7 protein-coding genes and 1 pseudogene are annotated in these 22,093 nt (G+C 41.7%); all 8 read left to right on the forward strand.

Going from position 1 to position 22,093, the window contains the following annotated elements:
* The coding region (locus KO529_RS17295) for a gliding motility-associated C-terminal domain-containing protein (RefSeq protein ID WP_215949124.1) at positions 1-1,056 on the forward strand (1,056 nt) is incomplete at its 5' end.
* 15 nt (positions 1,057-1,071) lie between these two features.
* A complete protein-coding gene (locus KO529_RS17300; RefSeq protein WP_215949125.1) occupies positions 1,072-2,025 on the forward strand; it encodes a PorP/SprF family type IX secretion system membrane protein in 954 nt (317 codons plus the stop codon).
* Positions 2,026-2,035: 10 nt separating this feature from the next.
* Positions 2,036-3,973, forward strand: a complete 1,938-nt coding sequence (locus KO529_RS17305; RefSeq protein WP_215949126.1) for an OmpA family protein — start codon at positions 2,036-2,038, stop codon at positions 3,971-3,973.
* A 319-nt stretch (positions 3,974-4,292) separates the two neighbouring features.
* The gene (locus KO529_RS17310) at positions 4,293-5,960 is read left to right on the forward strand and encodes an immunoglobulin domain-containing protein (RefSeq protein WP_215949127.1); all 1,668 of its coding nucleotides are present in this window, start codon (positions 4,293-4,295) and stop codon (positions 5,958-5,960) included.
* Between the two features lie 407 nt (positions 5,961-6,367).
* The gene (locus KO529_RS17315; protein ID WP_252734462.1) at positions 6,368-10,813 is read left to right on the forward strand and encodes a Calx-beta domain-containing protein; all 4,446 of its coding nucleotides are present in this window, start codon (positions 6,368-6,370) and stop codon (positions 10,811-10,813) included.
* Between the two features lie 194 nt (positions 10,814-11,007).
* A complete protein-coding gene (locus KO529_RS17320; protein WP_215949129.1) occupies positions 11,008-15,492 on the forward strand; it encodes a Calx-beta domain-containing protein in 4,485 nt (1,494 codons plus the stop codon).
* Positions 15,493-15,707: 215 nt separating this feature from the next.
* Positions 15,708-20,624 carry an immunoglobulin domain-containing protein gene (locus KO529_RS17325; RefSeq protein ID WP_215949130.1) on the forward strand — a complete coding sequence of 1,639 codons (4,917 nt, stop codon included), beginning with the start codon at positions 15,708-15,710 and terminating at the stop codon, positions 20,622-20,624.
* Between the two features lie 284 nt (positions 20,625-20,908).
* Positions 20,909-22,093, forward strand: a pseudogene (locus KO529_RS17330) (hypothetical protein); the annotation flags it as partial.

Below are 22,093 nucleotides of genomic sequence, written 5' to 3' on the forward strand. Positions count from 1 at the left end.
ACGGACGAACTTACTATAAACGAGGATGGCAGTGTTAGCGTAGCCCCCGGTACTGCCGATGGCACCTACACTATAGAATATACGATCTGTGAAGTGGCCAATACGGACAATTGTGATGGTGGTACAGTCACTATTCAGGTAGGTCCCGATATGGACAATGTGATCGATGCGGTGGACGACAGTTATGGAGTGGAAACCGGTATGAGTGGTGTAATCCCTGATAGCAACGTGCTCGGCAACGATACTATCAACGGCGAGGTAGTAGTCGCCACGGACGTAGTGCTTACTTCTACGCAAACGGACGAACTTACTATAAACGAAGATGGCAGTGTTAGCGTAGCCCCCGGTACTGCCGATGGCACCTACACTATAGAATATACGATCTGTGAAGTGGCCAATGCGGAAAATTGTGATACAGGTACTGTAACTATTCAGGTTGGTCCCGATATGAACAATGTAATTGTTGCGGTGGACGATGCATATACAACGGATACAGATAACACTGGCCTGATCCTTGGCAGTAACGTGCTTGACAACGATACCCTAAATGGCGATCCGGTAGCTGCTACAGATGTGGTGCTTACTTCTACGCCAACAGCTGTGCTAACGATCAATGAGGATGGAAGCGTAAGTGTGGCCCCCGGTACTGCCGATGGCACCTACACCATAGACTATATGATCTGTGAAGCTGCCAATGCGGAAAATTGTGATACTGGCACGGTAACCGTGATTATAGAAGAAGGGGATGAGGATGAAAAAATTGAAGTGAATCAACTCGTGACCCCTAATTCAGATGGGAAAAACGACTTCCTATTTATTAGAGGCGTTAGAAACGCCAATAACAATACCTTGAAAATCTTCAATAGATGGGGTGTTTCAGTTTATGAAGGGAAGGGGTATAATAACCAAAATAATGTATTTGACGGTAGGTCCAAGGCAAGATCTACTGTGACTGGAAACAATTATTTGCCCGCAGGAGTTTATTATTATATTTTCCAATATGAAAATAAACAGCAGAATATTACAGATAGTGGTTATATTTATGTGAGTAAATAAAATATTTTATAGTAGATGATATACAAAAAGAGTCTCCTCGCGACCGTTTTAATGTTGTTTTCCCTTTTTGCAGGACTATACGCCCAGCAAGATGCACAGTATACGCAGTATATGTACAATACTATGAGTGTAAACCCGGCATATGCAGGGTCTAGGGGACAATTAAGTGCAGCTGCGCTCTACCGTTCCCAGTGGGTTGGCCTGGAAGGCGCACCTAAAACACAGACTTTAAACCTGCATTCACCAATAAGGAATAGCAGATTGGGTTACGGTATTTCCATTGTCAATGACAATATTGGGGATGGTGTGGTTCAGGAAACCCAGTTTGATGCCGTGTTGTCCTATACTGTTGATGTTGCTTTGGATGCCAAATTGTCCTTTGGATTAAAAGTAGGGGGGAATATGTTGAGTCTGGATTTTAATGGATTGAACAATTTTGATTCTGAAAATATACAGGGCGAGAACATCGACAATAAGTTTTCTCCAAATTTTGGAGTAGGCGTATATTATCATACAGATAAGTTTTATGCTGGACTTTCGGCCCCAAATATGGTGGAAACCGAATATTTTGATAATTCCCAACGGGATGCCAATTCAGTGCAGTTCCTTTCCCAGGAAAGAATGAATTTTTATTTAATTACTGGTTATGTCTTTGATCTTAATAATAATTTTAAGTTTAAACCGGCACTATTGACCAAAGTGGTGGGCGGGGCACCCTTACAAATAGATTTATCGGCCAGTTTCTTGTTCAATGACAAATTTAGTTTTGGTGCTGCCTATAGATGGGATGCAGCATTGAGCGGTCTTTTGGGCTTTCAATTGAGCGATCAGTTCATGATTGGTCTTGCTTATGACAGGGAAACTACCGAGTTGGGAGGCACACAATTTAATGACGGGTCCTTTGAGGTGTTTTTAAGATTTGAATTGGTTAAATCGTTCCGAAGAATGGTATCTCCGCGTTTCTTTTAAAAAAAATAAAATGATAAAAAGAATTTTTTTGCTGACTGTATTATTTTCTGTCCTTGGTAACGTTCTCATTGCCCAGGATAGATTAATAAATAAGGCAGATGAAAAATACAGGGACTATTCCTTTAGTCCGGCCATTGATATCTATAAACGTGTATTGGACAAGGGATATACTTCAGCGGATTTGCTAATGAAACTGGGAAATTCCTATTATTTTAATGCAGAATACAAAGAGGCATCTGAAATTTACAAAAGACTCCTAAGTGAATATAAGGAGGGAATTGGACCTGAGTACTATTTTAGATATGCCCAGACCTTGAGGTCATTGGGAGAATATGATCTGTCGAAGGATGTAATGGCGCAGTTTTCCCAAATAACTTCAGCAGACGTTAGGGCCAATCTATATATGACCGAAAGGGATTATTTGGCGGAAATAGAGAAAAATTCTGGGAGATATGAAATTGGTAAATTTGCTTTCAATTCCAGATATTCGGATTTTGCCCCTTCCTTTTATGGCCAAGGGCTAATATTCTCTTCGGATAGGGATACCGGTAATTTGGCACGATATAGACATACTTGGAATTCCAAGGATTTCTTGGACCTGTACAAGGTAAATGCGGACAGTGTTTCGGAAAACAAGGTGGTTAAATTTGGGGACAATATAAATACCAGATATCACGAATCTACTTCGGTTTTTACAAAGGATGGTAACACCCTGTATTTTACCAGAAATAATCTCTTTGATGGTAAAACTGTCAAGGACGAGAAGGGGGTCGTACGCCTAAAAATATTTAAGGCGATCAAGGAAAACGGAATATGGACCCAAATTGAGGAACTTCCCTTTAATAGTGAATCCTATTCCATAGCACACCCAACCCTTAGTCCGGATGAAAAACTATTATATTTTGCATCCGATATGCCCGGTACCTATGGGGAGTCTGATATTTTTAAAGTAGCCATTAATAGCGATGGTACCTATGGAACACCTGTAAATTTGGGAAATAATATTAATACGGAAGCTAGGGAAACCTTCCCTTACGTAACTAGTGAAAATGTACTTTATTTTTCGTCCGATGGTCATCCCGGATTAGGTGGCTTGGACATATTTGCTACCAAAATTTCCAACAGTCAATATATTGGAACTGTTTTAAATATAGGAAAACCAGTGAATAGTGAGGTGGATGATTTTACCTTCATTATAAATGAAGAAACCAGAAACGGCTATTTTGCTTCGAACCGGGAGAATGGCATGGGTGAGGACGATATATATAGTTTTGTAGAGACAAAAAAATTGGAATTCGACTGTATTAAACCCATTACGGGTACCGTAAGGGATAAAATATCCAATGAGGTCTTGGTTGGGGCAACGGTAAAGGTTATTGATGAAAACAATGAGGAATTGGTATCGGTAATTACAGATTCCAATGGGAATTATAGCATAGCCATAGACTGCAATAAGGGAAATTTTGTTAGGGCTACCATGCAAGGATATGTGCCTTCCGAAGAATATCTTAATATATCGGATAGCAAACCTTTGATAGTTGATTTTTACTTGGAAAGGGATACGGTTACTGCCGGCTATGGGGATGATCTTGCAAAATTATTGCAGTTGAGTACCATTTATTTCGATTTTGATAGGTATAATGTAAGGCCGGATGCAGAAATTGAAATTCAAAAAGTAATTGCCGCCATGGAGAAGTATCCAAGTTTAAAACTTAAGGTCACCTCCCATACGGATAGTCAAGGGGATGATGCCTATAACCTATGGCTGTCCCAAAAAAGAGCAGAATCTACCGTTGCCTATATGGTTTCAAAAGGAATAGAAAGTGAAAGATTACAAGGGGAAGGTTTTGGGGAAACTAGATTGGTGAATAGGTGTGTCAATGGGGTAAGATGCTCCAAAGCTGAACATCAACTGAACAGAAGGTCCGAATTCCTGATTTTGGAATAGAATTACTCCTTAAAATAATAATTAAAGCAGCTGTTTTACAGCTGCTTTTTTATGCATAATTGTCAAGGTTTAATACATGGTGATAGTATTATAAATCCATTGACTTTATTAATGTTTGCTGATCCTTTGGTCCGCAAATCTTCTTAAGTGACATCCTTACCACAATTAGTTGGTACTTCACAACATATTGTTCTGTGTTCTTCGATTTTTTGATATTTTCACCGGTTGACACTGGAATCTATGGTTTCGGTAATGTTGAATATAGACTTGGCTGCAGTATTTAGATTAATAATTTGCCAGTCTTAATTGGGAATAATAGATGTCTTTTGGATCCAAGTTTTTGAGCCAGAAATTAAAGCAATCGGTTTTAATCGTGTTCTTTATAGTCTGTAGTCTCCCTGTATTTGCTCAGGTTACTGGAGATTATAGGTCCAAGACTTCCGGCAATTGGGGTAGTGCTAGCACATGGCAATTCTATAATGGCACTGCATGGGTAAATGCCACATCATATCCAGGTCAAAACAGTAACGTGGGTACGGTTACCATTCGTAGCGGTAATACAGTAACACTAAATGTGAACATAATTTCCTATACCATAGACAAGCTTATTATTGGGGATGAAACGGGGGGGGACGATACGCTTTCTTTGCCTGGTAACGGGGTTATTGACGTAAACATTATGTTAATAGCCGTACAAAGCGATGGTATTCTTACCTGGGAAGGTAATGCAGATCTACAATTGCCCTCAGACGCTATTATTTATAACAATGGAGGTCAGATTGATACCGATAAAAATTGTAATAATTCACAAAGAATTTACTTAGGAACTAGAGAGTTTTCTTCCTGTAAGGGAAACGGTAGTTTTGAGTTTTCATTTGATGAGATTGAAGGGGCTTTACCGCCCCCTAGCAGCAATGGGGATATTACCGAATGTGCCGAAAACCCAATTCAGACACTCACCGCTTCTGCAACCCCACCTTCTGGGGCATATGTGGTTTGGTATACTGCCTCTAGTGGAGGTTCTCCAGTTTCTCCAACGCTAAATACGGTGGGAAATGTTACTTATTACGGAGAAAGTGTAGACAATTCAGATTCAAGTCGCAGAAGCCTATTTAGAACTGCGGTCAAACTAACCATTCTTCCAAGACCTACGATATCCGTTTCTAGTCCTCCTACATGTGTATTTAGGCTATTTTCACCTACCACCTACCAATTGGAGGTAACCGTTAGCTCGGGAACGGTAACGAGTACGGCTGGGACCGTTGCAAATACATCGGGCAATGTATGGGCCATTACCAATGTTCCTTCGGGAACCAATATTGTGGTAACGGTGACAGGGGCCAATGGTTGTACAAATCAACTACCCGTTACCGCCCCCAATTGCGCCTGTCCAGTAGTAAATTCACCTACTAGCGGTGGGAATAAATCCTATTGCACAGGAGATGCTGTGCCAAGCATAACTGCATCGGTAGGTTTTGGGGAGACGGTAGACTGGTACAATTCGGCCAGTGGAGGAACATTATTGTTACTAGGCAATACAACTTATACTCCCAGCGGCCCAGGGACTTTTTACGCGGAAGCACGGAATACCACAACCAATTGCCGCAGTGGTGCCAGAACTGCCATAGTAGTTACGCAAGATACCCCATCAACAGCTACTATTGGACCGGATCAATCAATATTTACAGGTGGTAATGCCATTTTTACCGTAACCGCAACTAATGCAGATACCTATCAATGGCAAGTAAGTACAGATGGGGGAACGGTCTTCAACAACATTTCAAACGGTGCTGAGTATGCTGGAACGCAATCTACAGCCTTGACCGTTAAGACTGCTGGAGCCGATAAAAATGGATATAGGTATCGTGTTTTGGCTTCAAAATCCGGATCAAGTTGTCCCGCTACTGCATCATCCTCGGCTTTGCTCACGGTTAAGGTCAGTACGGTTATTACCAATAGAAGAATAACCCATAGGGTGGATATGTAATCGTATTCCTATTTTCTTTATTCAAAACCACTATTACTTTAATTGCTATTCTAAATTAAAAATCGCAGCACCTTGATTATAGGGGGTTATCGTTCAAATACACTTATAGATTAATCAATTTCCAAATATCCTTATAGCGGAAACAGCAGAATAAACAGTATTCACTTTGGTTTAAGTACTTTACACAACATAATTTAGGAGACCCAACCATAGCACTTTATTTTAGTTAAAAATTATAATTGAATTATTTGGGTTTATATAAGAAGTTCTTCTTCCTTATTAAAATTCATGTAGACGGAACCTTTTTGGAGATTGATTCCCAAAGCGATTCTTAAAAAAAGTCTAGAATGAGCGTTTTTAGTAAGTTTATTATTTTTTCGATGACATTTTTTTCAATGTCTGTCCTAATGGGACAAGATACCTATCGTGATGAATTTAAAAATAATAAATCATATTCCGAAAATGATGGGAATTCCAATTTCTCTACGGATTGGATAGAATCCAATGATGATAATAAACCTAACAAAGGACGAATTAGGATAACCGGAGGTAGACTTCGGTTCAACAAAATTGATCGTAATGATGAGAGAATTAAGAGATCGGCAAATATAAACGGCGCCGGTTCTGCAACTTTAACATTTGATTGGTCGACATCGGGTCTGGATAATCGGTGGTGGAACTTTGAGGGGCTAGACATAGAAGTATCTTCGGATGGCGTTAATTATACCACGGTAGGTACATTAACGGGAAGTTTATCGGGTTCTTTTAGCCTGGATATTACATCTTACGCTTCGGCAAATACTACCATAAGGTTTATTGCTTCAAGTGGTTGGGGAAGTAATGATTGGGAGGGGGATTCTTATGTTTATATTGATAATTTTCAAATTTCTGCAACGGTAACTCCTGTAATGGTAATAAATGATGTTATGGTAAATGAAGACAATGGTACTGCTGTCTTTACGGTAACCCACACAGGAGCCAATGCTATTGGTCCATTTACAGTGAATTACGAAACTATTGATGGAACAGCCATTACGGGCAGTGATTATACTTCACAGTCCGGAGTTCTTGTTTTTAATGGTACGGCCGGAGATACGGAAACCATTTCTGTGCCTATTTTGGATGATACCGAATTTGAGAATCCAGAGGATTTTACAGTTCAATTTACTACAGTGTCAGATGCAACTGTCGATATCTCAGATACTGCTAAAGGAACTATAAATGATGACGATGCCGTCATAATGACAGATGGGACTACGGAAACAACATGTAGCAATACTTTTTTAGATCCAGGGGGGATAGGAAATTATGGTACTAATGAAAATGTGGTATATACCATTTGTCCAGATACGGCCAATAATTACATCAGCCTTGATTTTATTGGCTTTGATGTGCCTAGTGGGGATCTTCTTAGAGTGTATGAAGGCACTACCACCGGGGGAACCTTAATAGGACAATACGATAATAATAATATTCCGGATATAATCGAATCTACACATAACTCGGGCTGTTTAACATTTCGGTTCACCTCCAATGGGTCGAACAATGGAGAAGGTTGGCAAGCATCGGTGAGTTGTTACCCGGAAGGACCTAAAATAGTCATAACCGATATTTCTTTTGATGAAGATGTTGGTAATGCAGTTTTTACGGTAACCCAAACACGGGCAAACCATGGGTATAGTTGGTTATTTGGATACATACATGTTCCGTTCACAGTAGATTTTGAAACTGTAGATGGGTCAGCCTTGGCCGGAAGCGATTACACAGCTACCTCCGGTGCCTTAACTTTCACTGGGGAACTTGGGAATGTCCAGACCATTTCGGTACCCATAGCCAATGACGGGGTTCCGGAAAATGCCGAAGAATTTATGATACGGTTTACAGGGGCTACAGCCTCCTATGGTACCATAAATTATACGGATACCGGAACAGGTACTATAAATACACAGATTTTGGCCAATGATCCCTTGACCCTATTTCAGGAGTTTGATGGGTATTATGATTATTCCTCTACAGGGGGGTCTTTAAGGACTCAGAGCAATAGTGGAAACGCCTGCGCTATAACCGCCTCTTCATCCAATACCTTGGTTTCTCCCATTCCGGCTACGGCTACCGTGGAAAGGGCCTATCTGTATTGGGCACATTCCAATACGGTACGGGATCCGGATGTAACCTTTGAGGGGCAAAACGTTTCTGCAAATTATTTATACCAGACTACGCTGACCAACAGAAACTTTTATGGTTATGTAAGTGATGTAACCAGTATAGTACAGGGTATTGCCAATCCGTCCACAAATACCTACGACTTTAGCGATTTGGATATAGACAATACAGGGAATTATTGTTCCACGGCCACGGTACTTGGCGGATGGACTCTAATAGTTTTTTATGAAGATCCCACTTTGCCTGCTGTAAACATTAACTTGTACCAAGGCTTTGATGGTCTTAGCAATGCAGGTACTTCCTTTACCTTGGATTCTTTCTATGCCATTGCAGGATCAGGAGCAAAGGCCACCTTTTTATCCTGGGAGGGAGACCCCAATCTAGATGGTTCAAGTTCCGGTTCCAGTAACCCGGAAGAGCTATCCATCACCAATCAATCGGGTACCACATATGTGCTTACCGGAGATGGAGGTCAATCGGGGAACAATGCTTACAATTCTACAATTTATGATAACACCGTGGTCCCTATCCATAATACAACAACTTCTTATGGTGTAGATTTGGATACCTATGATATTGCAAGTTATATTTCGCCTGCTGATACACAAGTGACAGCCAATGTGGATGTAGGTCAAGATTTCGTTATTTCGGCGGCCGTGGTACTTAAGGTTCCAAGTAACCTAATAGCGGGAACTGTATTTGAGGATGTAAATTATCCCGGTGGATACGGAAGAAATAAGGATGTTTCCGGCGCCCAAGGTATTTCTGGAGCCATAGTTGAACTGTTCGACAACTCTGGCAATTTTATGCAAAGAAAAACTACGGACATTAATGGTTATTATTCCTTTGGGGGGATGGCAGATGGAGATTATATGGTAAAAGCAGTAAGTTCAACAGTGCGTTCCAATAGGGGCGGACTCAATTGTTCTGCCTGCTATCCTGTTCAAACATTTAGAAAATATGGGAGCGCATCGTCATTAATAGAGGTGACAGATGAAGTTGGAGGGACCAATCCGGCTGCACAGCAGGATGTTTCCCTAGGTGTAATAAATAATGCACAGAGTGTATCAACCGTATCAGTAGCTAGTAATGGGGTGGTTGGTATAGATTTCGGATTTAACTTCAATACCATTGTCAATACCAACGAATTTGGACAGGGTTCCTTGGAACAATTCATCATTAATTCCAATAATTTAAACGAATCAGGTCTGGATATCGAGGCCAATTCCATTTTTGATCCTGCTGCAGGGGAGGATACGTCCATTTTTATGATACCTCCAACGTCCGATGCATTGGGGAGAGCCGCCGATGCCAATTTTGCTAGCGGGTATTTTGATATTAATATCACTGATGCCTACCAGTTATCAATAATAACAGGGACAAACACCATTATTGATGGTAGGACCCAAACGGCTTATTCGGGAGATAGCAATTCAGGAACAATAGGAGATGGAGGTACAACTGTAGGTGTTGCAGCTTCAGTACTTCCCGATTATAACTTACCAGAAATTCAGGTTCGTGGTGACTCCAAGGAACTTTTTAGGTTGGAGGGAAATAGTGCTACCCTGCGTAATTTGGCTATATACACGGATGATAAATCGGCAATTCAGGTAAATTCCGGTACCGCTTTTCTATTTGAGAATGTGCTCGGGGTAAATGCCATAGGAGCAAAATCGGGTAACTTGGAATATGCAGTGGAAATCAAGGATGGGGCAACAACTATTGCTAGAAATTATTTAAGTGGTTCCGATGTGGCTGCAGTTCACTTGGATGGGGGAACTACTACGGTTATGGAATACAACCATATTTATAGTAATGGGGCAAACGATACCTGTTCCGATAATATTTTAATTGAGGATGGTAGTGGGATTACTATACGTTACAATTTGATTGACGAGGCCGCAGGAATAGGAATAGAAGGTGATGACTATGCTGCTGGATTGATGATAACCGAAAATACCATTACCAATAATGGCGTAAATAATAATGCCTGCGGTGGAGGAATATTCGATGATTCGGGCATTCGTTTAAAGGCAGGAGATGTCACTGTTTATAGGAATGTAATTCACAGCAATCAAGGAGAGGGAATCGTGGTGGCCGAAAATGTTTCAGGTGTCTTGATTTCCCAAAATTCTATGTATAACAACGGACAACGAGCTCCATCGTTAGGGATAGATTTGGACAAATCCAAAAAGAATGGTGATGGGGTTACTCTCAACGACAATGGTGATGGGGATAATGGCCCCAATAACTTGTTAAATTTTCCAATTATTGAAGCGGCCTATGCTAGTGGTGCCAATTTAATTGTTGAAGGTTGGGCAAGGCCTGGGGCAATTATAGAATTGTTTTTGACAGATATAAACGAAGGAAGCGCCACTGCAGGTGACAACCAATTGGGAATGACTACCGATTACGGAGAGGGCCAGATTTATTTGGCAACAGTAGTGGAGGGTAGTGGTTCGGATACCCGATCCGGTACATCTTCTTATACAGATATGGACGGGAATACCGACAACACCAATAGGTTCAAGTTTAAAATTCCGCTGCCTCCTGGAGTGGTAAAGGGGGATTTTTTAACTGCGACAGCCACTATTTCCAATTCAACCTCGGAATTTTCACCACAGAGTATTATAAAAGGATATACTGTAATTACCAATAGGCGAATTACTTATCGCGTTAAAAAGAATTAATTGTTATCAAGTTTGGCAAGAGTACATTCTTATAAAAGATTTTTAATAAGGCAAAAATGCCTGATTTTAATTTTGAAGATGTCGTAATTTTAATCTTTGGCATTTATTTTGGTTCGGTACACAACATTTCCAAAACTTGTATCTTTTCTTGGAATACATTTGATACGTTGATCTCTTAGGATCGCGTCTACTTAATGATAACAAGGATTTGCCTTCAAAAAAGAATACCTATTCTTTTTATGGTGTTCTTCTGCTTTACCCAATTGTCTGGGCAGCAAACCTATTTGGATAATTTTAATACATCTTCCTATTCCAACAACAATGGGACCAACAATTTTTCTTCCAATTGGACCGAAAGCAATGATGATAACAGTGTTTCTGGCGGAAATATAAGGATCAATAGTAGCCAATTACGCTTTAGGAAATTAAAGAATGAGACTATCCAAAGGAATTTAAATTTGGCGGGCGCCGGTACGGTTACACTTACTTTTGATTATAATGGCTCCAACAGGGGAGGGGAAACCTTATTGGTGCAATTGTGGAATGGATCAACTTGGCAAACAGTCTCAACCTTAAATAACGATGGCATAGGTTCCATTTCCTATAATTTAATTACTAGTCAAATATCTGCATCTTCCTCCATACGATTTATCACCGGAAGCGGGGATTGGGATAATAATGATTACTTCTACATAGATAATGTACAGTTCACTGCCACCTTTGGCCCCATTATGACCATTAACGATGTTTCTGTAAATGAAAATGCAGGGACAGCCACTTTTACCGTGACGCATACGGGTTCCAGTGCTGCAGCATTTACGGTAAACTACACCACAAATAACGGTACAGCTACAGCGGGTAGTGATTATACGGCCAAGATAGGAACTTTAAGTTTTACAGGTACCTCGGGGGTTACAAGGACCATAACTATAAATATTTTGGATGATACCCTAGTGGAGGATTTGGAAGTGTTTACAGTTAGTTTTACAGGAAAATCCCTCTCCACAGTAGATATTACTAATATAGGTACGGGAACCATATTGGATAATGATGCCCTAATAATTACCAATGGCGCAACAACCAATACCTGTAATGCCATTTTCTTTGATTCGGGAAGTGTCGGTGGCAATTACGGTAATAATGAAAGCAGGGTACATACCATTTGTCCGGACACTGCCAGTAATTACATTAGTGTAGATTTTACAAGTTTTGATGTTGCTGTAGGCGATATTCTTTATGTTTATGGGGGTACTACCGCAACTGGCACACCTATTGGGGTATTCGATAACAATAATATTCCTACCTCAATTGATTCTCCATACGGTGCAGGAGGCTGTTTAACCTTTAGGTTTACTTCCAATGGGAGCACCACTGGAACTGGGTGGCAGGCTGCCGTAAAATGTGTTGTTGAAGGTCCCAAAATAGTAATAAATGACATTTCTTTTGATGAAACAGTAGGTAATGCTGTTTTTACGGTAACGCAGACACGTGTACGCCACGGATATACATTTTTGTTCAGCTTTATTCATGTGCCTTTTACCGTAAACTTTGAAACCGTAAATGGCTCAGCACTTTCAGGTAGCGATTATACTGCTACCTCCGGAACTTTGACCTTTAATGGTCAGTTGGGCAATGTGCAGACTATTTCGGTACCTATAATTAATGATGGAATCCCGGAAACTGCCGAAGATTTCACCATTAGGTTTTCAGGTGCTACAGCGTCCTATGGTACCATCAATTATTCGGATACCGGAACAGGAACTATCAATACCCAGATCCTGGCCAATGATCCTTTGACACTTTTTCAGGAGTTCGATGGGTACTATGACTATTCAACTACTGGGGGAACATTAAGAACTCAAAGCAATAGTGGCAACGCCTGTCTCATAACAAACTCCTCATCCAATACCTTAATCTCTCCTATTCCGGCTACAGCAACTGTGGAAAGGGCTTATTTGTATTGGGCACATTCCAATAGTGTACGTGATCCGGATGTAATCTTTGAGGGCCAGAACGTTTCTGCCAATTATTTGTACCAGACCACATTGACCAATCGGAACTTTTACGGCTATGTCAGTGATGTGACCAACATTGTAAAGGGTATTCCCAATCCATCTACCAATACCTACGATTTTAGTGGACTTAACATAGATAATACCGGTAATTACTGTTCAACGGCCACCGTACTTGGGGGCTGGACCTTGATTGTGTTTTATGAAGACCCCTCATTGCCGGCTGTAAACATTAACCTATATCAAGGATTTGATGGTCTTAGTAATTCTGGAACTTCCTTTACCTTGGATTCATTCTATGCCATTGCCGGTTCTGGGGCTAAAGCCACATTTTTGTCATGGGAGGGAGACCCTAATTTGGACGGTTCTAGTTCTGGATCCACAAATCCTGAACGACTTTCGGTAACCAATCAATCCGGGACAACCTATATACTATGGGGAGATGGCGGTCAAACCGGTAATAATGCCTATAATTCCACTATATACGATAATACGGTATTGCCAATATATAATTCTTCCAGTTCCCACGGTGTCGATTTGGATACCTACGATATATCTTCGTATATCCTACCATCGGATAGCCAGGTTACTGCAAACGTCAATGTGGGGCAGGATTTCGTGATTTCCGCCGCAGTAGTGCTCAAGGTACCCTCCAATTTAATTGCAGGGACTGTGTTCGAAGATGTTAATTATCCTGGTGGGCCGGGTAGGAATAAAATAACTTCCGGGGGCTTGGGAGTGTCCGGTGCCATAGTGGAACTTTTTAATGCTACAGGTACTTTCATCCAGAGAAAAACCACCGATATTAATGGGTATTATTCCTTTGGAGGAATGGCAGACGGGGCGTATCGTATAAAAGCGGTCAATTCAACTGTTAAATCCAATAGGGGCGGTCTCAACTGTTCTACTTGTTATCCCGTACAAACTTTCAGGAAATATCGTGGTCCTTCCTCCTTGATAGAGGTAACTGATGAAGTAGGAGGGGCCAATCCAGCTGCACAACAGGATGTGGCCTTGGGAGTAATAAATAACGCACAGAGTGTTTCCACGGTCTCCGTAGCAGGTGATGGGGTTGTAGGTATAGATTTTGGGTTCAACTTTAATACGATTGTCAACACCAACCAATTTGGACAGGGTTCCTTGGAACAATTTATTGTCAATTCCAATAATCTAAATGAAATAGGTTTGGATATAGAGGCCAATTCCATTTTTGATCCACCGGCAGGGGACGAGACTTCCATTTTTATGATTCCGCCGACATCGGATCCATTGAGCAGAGCGGCAGATGCCAATTTTGCCAGCGGGTATTTTAATATTTCAATTTCCGACGTAAATCAACTTTCAAAAATTACGGGAACCAATACTATAATTGATGGCAGAACGCAAACTGCTTATTCCGGGGATACCAATTCAGGGACTATAGGGAATGGGGGTACCACTGTGGGTATCTCAGCATCGGTGCTGCCGGTCTATAATCTTTCCGAAATTCAGGTTCATGGGGAGACTAAGGAACTTTTTAGACTGGAAGGGATTGGAGCCACTTTACGGAATCTTGCGGTTTATAACAATGATAAATCGGCCATTCAAGTAAATGCAGGCACCGCATTTCTTTATGAAAATTTACTTGGGGTTAATGCCCTTGGTGTTAAATCCGGTAATTTGGAATATGCGGTGGAGACTAAAAATGGTGCGACCACTATTTCCCGGAATTTTCTGAGCGGATCCAATTTGGCTGCCCTAAAGGTGGATGGTGGTACCGCTACGGTTGTGGAATACAACCATTTCTATAGAAATGGGGCAAATGACAGCTGTACAGACAATATATTGTTAAAGAATGGTAGCGGAGTGGTAATTAGGTACAATTTGATCAATGAGGCAGCTGGAATAGGCATTGAAGGAGATAATTATAATGCGGGACTTATGATTACCGAAAATACCATTACCAATAATGGCCTAAACAGCAACGCCTGCGGCGGAGGAATATTCGACGATTCCGGTATTCGTTTAAAGACATCCAATGCCACAATTTTTAGAAACCTTATTCACAGCAACCAAGGGGAAGGAATCGTGGTTGCCAATAATGTAACAGGAGTATTGATTTCCCAAAATTCCATATATAACAATGGCCAAAGGGCGCCTTCCCTGGGTATAGATTTGGACGCATCCAATAAGAATGGTGATGGGGTAACCCTTAATGATAATGGGGATGGGGATAATGGTCCCAATGGGCTAATTAACTTCCCCATTATTTCTGCAGCCTATGCCGCTGGCACTAATTTGGTAGTAGAAGGTTGGGCCAGGCCAGGGGCAATCATAGAATTATTCTTGACAGATATAAATCAAGGAAGTGCTACTGCAGGGGACAATCAATTGGGCAAGTCTACCGATTATGGTGAGGGCCAGACCTATTTGGCTACTGTGTTGGAAGGTAGTGGTTCTGATGCAGAATCTGGGACTTCGCCCTATACGGATTTGGATGGAAATACGGACAATACCAATAGGTTCAAATTCACTATTCCATTACCTCCAGGTGTAGTAATAGGTAATTTTTTAACATCAACGGCAACTCTTGTCAATTCTACCTCAGAGTTTTCTCCCAAAAGTGTGATCAAGGGTTACACCCTTATCACCAACAGAAGAATTACATATAGGGTCAAACCAATCTGATTTTACTTGCTTTTAATGTGGTTAAATCATTGTTATATCCATTTTTAATACATTCTATGGGTTTTATGTCGGGCGGGTTTAACTATTAAACTTCATCCTTTAAGGGCTTTGCAGTGTTATTTATCCCTTACACAACATTTATTTTTCTCATTCTTTCACTATGGTAGTTTTGTAGTATGGTAAGTACTTTCTATTTACTTGTCTAAACTTATTGAATGGGGAATTCAAGCGTACATAAAATTCTTTTTGGTTTGTTAATGGTCTTCGTAGGCATTGCTTCCGCACAGACGACAATTACCTCACAGGTGGCTCAAGGCAATGATGATGCCGAAGAGCGGGTTTCCAATGGAAATATGGACCTTGGTAGTTCGGATTTGGAATTGACCAGTGACGGGGGCACCAATCAGTATGTGGGTGTTCGGTTTCAAAATATAAACATACCTCAGGGAACCACCATTTTAAGTGCTAGTATTCAATTTACAACGGATGAGACTGACACAGGTAGCACTTCGGTGACCATTAGAGGTGATGATTCGGACAACGCCAACGTTTTTTCCAGTTCAAATTATAATATTTCCAGTAGAACATTGACTTCCGCATCCGTAGCTTGGAATAATATTCCTTCATGGAATAGTGTAGGACAATCCGGGGCTAACCAACAAACGCCGGATCTTACAGCCATTGTACAAGAAATTGTAAATAGAGGTGGATGGGTCAATGGTAACGCCATGGCTTTTGTAATCAATGGATCAGGTGAGCGTACAGCGGAAGCATACAACGGGGATTCGTCCAAATCACCCGTTTTGACCATTGTAGCAGATTTTACAACTCCGCCATTAACACCCTTGCCAACAATTGTACCAAATCTAAATAGGGGACTTCCGTTTATTTATTTTATGGCCGACAATAGGTCTGAATTGTATTCCGTGTCACCAGACCCCACAGCTATACCCTTACCTACCCCTACGATAGTCAATACTACCTACGGGGGGTCGTCCATCACCTTTTCCGGTGAGGGTGGAGGGTATAGATCAACCAATAGGCAGGTGTATGTGTTCGAAGGGGATACATCCACATTGAGTTCTGATATGTATTCCATTGATCCTCAAACAGGCGTAGCAACACTGGTAAAAAGTGGGATTGTTCCTGGACATGTAGAAGGGGCAGAATTTTGGATCAATAATGATACAGGGGAAGAGATACTTGTCATAGTATATAATAATGGGAGCAGTGGCGGTGCAGACCGTATAACGGCAATCAACCCCAACGTTGACGGAGCACTTCCGGCATGGTCTCCCTATGCCGGATATCCAGTAGTGATGTCAGGAGCTAGAGATAGAGCCGATGGTATTTCCTGGAATCCAGATACAGCCGAGTTTTATATTCAGAATGACAATAACGTTGATTATTATACGGTTGATATATTCACTGGGGTAACGACATTTGCCTTTAGTACATCATCCTCAATAGATGGGGAAGGTATTACGTATGCTAGTGATGGGACTAATTATGTGGAGGATGAAAATAATGTAGGATTGGGTAGAACCATTTTTATTGTTGATACGGCTACCGGTGAATTGACACCAGCAGCTCAATTGGGTAGTACCGGGGATGTGGAATCCATTATGGGAAACCTTGGGACACGAAATGATGCCGGGGATGCTCCTGCCTCCTATGGCTTTGCAGCGCATTTATTGCCTGTATTGACCACGACGCCGCTTAATATTTATTTGGGTGCCGTACCACCGGACAGTGAAAACCCTTTTATGAATTATAGTATTGGTAACAGTGATGATATAACAGGGGATGATGAAGATGGAGTTACCAGTGGGGGTATAGATTTTAGCGGTCAGGTTTTGGATCGTGGAACTACAAAGGTGATCGATATAACTACGAATGGTGCAGGGGTATTAAATGCATGGATCGATTTTAATAGGGATGGTGATTTTGAAGACGCTGGTGAACAAATAGCTACTGATGCTGTCCCAAGTGGAGGTACTATCACATTAAATGTCGCTGTGCCAGGTATGGCGACTATAGGAACTTCCTATGCCCGCTTTAGATTTTCTTCGGATACCGGATTGCCACCTGGTAATTCAGAAGCTAGTAATGGCGAAGTGGAAGATTATCAGATAATAATTCAAGATGATACGGCCTGTCCTTCGGGAAGTACTACAGTTGAATATACAAGTATCGTACATGTGTATGCCACGAGTGTCATTGTAGATGACAGTGTAAACAATGAAGATAATGCCTTGGGCAATAACGATGGCAACAATGCGAGGTTTAACGATGAGGACGATGAATTGGTACTTGAAATGGGTGAATCCATTAATAGTGGGGATTCTGTTACCGTAAATGGTGAGGATGGTGATGATTTTGATATTTGGGTATCTTCCAGCGCTACCGGACCATGGACCCGAGTGGGCAACAACGCTCAGCTTGATTTCACCTTTATTTCTCCCATTGATTGGTTGTATATTCGATTTAGGAGTAGCAACGATAGTTCAGATGATAACCTTAGCTATGTAGATGCCAGCAAAACCGTTATAACCTATAATTGTTCACCGGATATTGATGGCGATGGTACTCCAGATGACATCGATTTGGACAATGATAATGATGGAATCCCCGATACAGAAGAATGTGAGATTACAGATAGTGGTCACGATGGATCTTATCCGGCCTCTGACTTCTCTTTAAACATTTCAAGTGCCAATCCAAATAATATTTCCGGAAGCCATATTCTAAATGAAATTACCCTTAAAGGCCAGACGTTTGGGGATTTTATAGCTCCCGATGAATACAATGCTACTTATAATAACGTTAATGCAACTGGTAGGGTCTATCTTTCGGATCACACGGTAAATTCCTATGACTACCATAATAATCCCAATTTTTCAGACCAGATAATACCTAGTTTTCAGAGTCGGGATTTAAATTATTATCATGCCATGGATAATTCTAATTATACTGCTGATAATTATACCTTACTATATGATTCTCCCATTACTTCTACAGGGGAAGTAACTTTGATAATTACAGAACGAAACGGTAATAACCCTTATTTTGTTGAAGCATTGGATGCTTATGGAAACGTATTAGGAAGTATTTCGGTGAATCTTACCGATTATGTAGATTCTGGTCATAAGGTGAATAATTACCAATCTGGAGGCATGTTTGTGGCTTTATTTCCAATAGATGATATAGCACCTTTGGGAAGTAAGGTTAGAGGATTACGAATGACGTTCCCAGGAGCTACCTCGGATGGTCCGGATGGAAAAGTATTTTTCTTTGGAGATTTTTCCGCAGCAAATTGCGATTCTGATAATGACGGAATACCCAACCATTTAGATTTGGATTCGGATAACGACGGTATTTACGACGCAGTTGAGGCTGGCCATGGTCAGGCACATACCAATGGTGTGGTCAACAGTGGCTTTGGGGCCAATGGTTTGGCAAATGTAGTAGAAACCTCTCCAGAAAGCGGAATCATTAATTATACGATTAGAGATATAGATGGAGATTCGCTACAAGATTTTTTGGATTTTGATAGTGACGGGGACGGATGTAACGATGCCAATGAGGCCTATGCCGATGCAAGCGCAGATGGTGACGGTAATGGCTATTATGGCACGGGAAATCCTCCAACAACGAATACCGATGGTACAGTATCTGCTGCGACATATCCCGATCCTGCCGATGGGGATGCTAACGGAACACCAGATTACATGGAAGTGGGAGCAGCTCCCCTTATAGATACTCCACCAGCGGACGAAAGTACTTGCAAGGACGGGGATACCACTTTTTCTGTTGTAGCATCGAACGTAGATACCTACCAATGGCAGATTTTTAATGGATCTATTTGGGTAGATCTTACCGATTCGGGAATTCATAGCGGCACCAATACAGATCAATTGAATATAACAAACGCCCAGAACTCGGATGATGGAAACCAATATAGGGTTATGGTGTCCAATTCCAGTTATATCTGTAGTTTGGAGAATTCCAATACCGTCATATTATCCGTTGTTCAGCCAGCAGCGCCAAACTCTGGAGGAGATCAGGTGGAATGTGCGGAAAGTCCCGTTCAGACCCTGACCGCTACGGCAACGCCGCCCGCCGGATCTAATATCGTTTGGTTCGATGCGGCCACAGCTGGCAATGTGGTGGCCGATCCAACTTTGAGCAGTGTGGGAACAATAACTTACTATGCGGAATCCCAAGATAATTCCACAGGATGTCCTAGCGCCACGAGAACTCCAGTGACCCTTACGATTCAGCCACGACCTACGATTACGGTTTCCGATTCGCCCAGTTGTGTATTCCGCTTATTTCAACCAACGACATATGAACTAGAGGTCACAGTTAGCTCGGGTACTGTTACTAGTACCGCAGGTACGGTAAACAACACGTCTGGGAACGTATGGGAAATTACGGACGTCGCATCCGGGACCGATATTATAGTAACGGTAACAGATGCTAATGGCTGTACCGAAGAACTTCCGGTGACGGCTCCCAATTGTAGTTGCCCAGTGGTCAACGCCCCTACCAGCGGTGGTAACCAGAGCTATTGTACCGGTGGCACTGTCCCAACGATTACGGCAAGCGTTAATTTTGGGCAAACAGTAGATTGGTATAGTGCTGCTAGTGGGGGAACATTGTTGTTGTTGAACAGTACAAGTTATACTCCCATGGGACCAGGAACCTATTATGCGGAGGCCAGGAGCACGACCACGAACTGTAAGAGTGGTACTAGAACTGGTGTTACGGTTACGGAGGATACTCCTTCCACAGCGACCATAGGGCCAGATAAAACAGTATTTGTCGGAGATAATGCCCTGTTTACGGCCTCTGCTACCAATGCAGACACCTACCAATGGCAGCTTAGTACTGATGGTGGGGTTATATTTAATAATATAGCTGATGGGGTTGATTATGCAGGAACACAGACAACTACATTAACAGTTAAAGACGTAGAAACAGTTGATAATGGCTATCGATTCAGGATTTTGGCCTCAAAATCAGGGTCCAGCTGTGCGGCGATATCGTCCTCCTCAGCATTGCTTACAGTTCAGGTAAAAACTGTAATTACCAATAGGAGAATTACATTTAGGGTTAAAAAGAATTAGTGAATTTCCTCCCATTTACAACCTACCTATCCACAGATTTTTCCTACAGTTGAATTTCGGCAAGCGTTGCTATTATTGGGGTAATCGACGAGTGATATCCCTTGAAAATAGACCCTAAAATAAATCAAAACCTCAATTATCCATGTATAGACAGTACAAATATAGCGTTACACAACATTTATTTCTCACTGCCATGTATACGGCTAATTTTGTATGGTGTTATAAATAGGTTTAGTTCAATTACAGCAATTTTGAGCGTTTACGAAAGTTAAACCACACCAACAATGACCAACTTAAGTAAAGTATATATCATGAAGAAGGGGATTTTATTAATCATATTTCTAATTTCTGGATTTGCGATGGCGCAAACCACAGTAAATTTGGAAGACCAGTGTAATTGCGAGGTGCTGAGTGGTACACTCGTTACTGCGCCTGGGACAACAACACCTACTGGTGCAGATGTTGGGGATATTTATGTAAATACAAATACAGGAACAATTTACTTTTGGGATGGGGACTCTTGGGAGCTCACTTCTACGGATAGCCAGCAACTTCAGGTATTTAGCTTTAATCCCGCTAACAATCAGTTGACACTTACCCTTGAGAACGGGGGAACTTTTAATGCCGATTTAAGCAATCTTTCAGGTGATGGTAATATTACATCCACTACCATTGACGTGAGTGGAGATGTAAATGCTTTGTTGGGTGATGTAGTATTGGAAATTGGGGACGACGCTGTTACCAATGCAAAATTGGCGGACAACGCCGTTCAGACAGAAAATATATTAGGTGGGGGTGCGGACCAAGTATTGGTTACGGACGCCGTTGGTACTGTAGCTTGGGTTAATAGATCCAGCTTTACAGCCATTGCTGACCAAATAACAATTACAGGAGTGGGTACGGTTGCTGATCCCTTCAAAGTGGAGGATCTTTCCATAGTAACAGCGAAACTGGCCGATGGAGCGGTGACCACCATAAAATTAGGAGATGATGCCGTGACCAATGCGAAGTTGGCGGACGATGCGGTGCAGACAGAAAACATATTAAGTGGTGGAACCGATAAAGTTTTGGTTACCGATGCAGTGGGCACAGTAGCCTGGGTGGACAAATCCAGCTTCGATGCCATTGCCGATCAGGTTACTATAACAGGTTTAGGTACCACCTTGGATCCCTTTAAAGTGGAGGACCTTTCCATAGTAACGGCAAAACTGGCCGATGGAGCGGTTACTACCGTAAAATTGGGCGATGATGCCGTGACCAATGCTAAATTGGCCGATGACGCGGTCCAGACAGAAAACATATTAAGTGGCGGTAACGATAAAGTTTTGGTTACCGATGCGGTAGGTACGGTTGCCTGGGTGGACAAATCCAGCTTCGATGCCATTGCCGATCAGGTTACTATTACAGGCGTGGGCACAACCTTGGATCCTTTCAAGGTGGAGGATCTTTCCATAGTAACGGCCAAACTG

The organism is Arenibacter algicola (assembly GCF_018860365.1).
Classification (GTDB): domain Bacteria; phylum Bacteroidota; class Bacteroidia; order Flavobacteriales; family Flavobacteriaceae; genus Arenibacter; species Arenibacter algicola_B.

Coding starts and splice junctions, on each gene's coding strand:
- KO529_RS17320 (WP_215949129.1), top strand. CDS start 11,008: ATGATAACAAGGATTTGCCTTCAAAAAAGAATACCTATTCTTTTTATG.
- KO529_RS17315 (WP_252734462.1), top strand. CDS start 6,368: ATGGGACAAGATACCTATCGTGATGAATTTAAAAATAATAAATCATAT.
- KO529_RS17310 (WP_215949127.1), top strand. CDS start 4,293: ATGTCTTTTGGATCCAAGTTTTTGAGCCAGAAATTAAAGCAATCGGTT.
- KO529_RS17305 (WP_215949126.1), top strand. CDS start 2,036: ATGATAAAAAGAATTTTTTTGCTGACTGTATTATTTTCTGTCCTTGGT.
- KO529_RS17300 (WP_215949125.1), top strand. CDS start 1,072: ATGATATACAAAAAGAGTCTCCTCGCGACCGTTTTAATGTTGTTTTCC.
- KO529_RS17325 (WP_215949130.1), top strand. CDS start 15,708: ATGGGGAATTCAAGCGTACATAAAATTCTTTTTGGTTTGTTAATGGTC.